Genomic DNA, 1,129 nt, shown 5'->3' on the forward strand with positions numbered 1-1,129 from the left:
GGGTTACATCTATATAAACACAACTGGACTCCAATTGTCAGACATACCTTAATACGCCCAAAAGCAACACCATACGACGGAAACTGGACTTACTGGGCAACCAGGAAAGGACAAGCAATCGACACGCCAACTAGGGTAGCAAAACTTCTCAAAAAAAAAGGTAGATGTACCTGGTGTGGGCAATACTTTACCCCATCAGACTTAATTGAAGTAGACCACGTTGTACCTAGAAGCCAAGGCGGAAAGGATGAATACAAGAATCTTCAACTATTACATCGCCATTGTCACGATGATAAGACAGCTCTTGATGAAGAGATGTTGCTGTACTCTTAACAAGGAGACGGTCAAACTAGGAGCCGTATGAGGTGAAAGTCTCATGTACGGTTCTGCTGCTGAATGGGAGGGGTAGACCGTGAGGTCTATCTCGACCCCTAATACTGATCCGATACCTAAATTTTAGAAATTTTGGCGATCGCCTACTCAAAACATCGCCAAACCCGCTACAACAAGATAAGAGGTGCGAAACGTTCAGGCACGCGCATAGGGTTGCAATACCCGAAATAACTACCCGGTGGGACTTCCACCCCTTGGTGGAATATAGGGAGTCGCTTCCCTGACCATCCCATAACTGTTTATATGTCCCGACGTTTGGAAAAATCCAAACAAGGCAGGGAACTTAAGGTCATGAACAAACTGAGAAATCAGGGAGTAAAGAGTAACGGTGACAGCCACCCCCAGTTTTGGGAATCATAACCCCAGGACTGAAGCGGGGAACGGAAGGCGTGAAGTAGAACCTACTACCAGATGCGACCACTGCCAACCATCCATGATTAGGGAAACCGAATGTCCGGCTTGAACCATCGTCATTATTGAGCAGCGAAACAGGTTGACACGCTGCGCTCAAAAGAGCAAGGGGAAAAGTAGGGGTTTCTCTTTACTACCTACACAGACCTTTAAAAGTACCCCGGTGGAAAGGACAAATCTAAAGATGGAATGCCCATATAAATGGAACGTTTTAAGTCCTCCTAGACTCTGATTATTTGGTCGAAATATCAGTAGGGATAAGTGTAACCGCAAGTCTTAGAGGATGTGAGATGTGACCAAAAGCCAACGCCCTGCTGTAATGGTA

Annotated in this window: 1 protein-coding gene; it reads left to right on the forward strand. The window is 45.9% G+C overall.

The annotated features are described in order from the left end of the window. Nucleotides 1–333 (forward strand): HNH endonuclease signature motif containing protein (locus tag P5674_RS25015; protein ID WP_315670413.1); only part of this gene is annotated, 333 nt, incomplete at its 5' end. Between the last annotated feature and the right edge of the window lie 796 nt (nt 334–1,129).

Origin of the sequence: Limnospira sp. PMC 289.06 (assembly GCF_032350395.1) — a bacterium.
Taxonomy (GTDB): Bacteria; Cyanobacteriota; Cyanobacteriia; order Cyanobacteriales; family Microcoleaceae; genus Limnospira; species Limnospira platensis.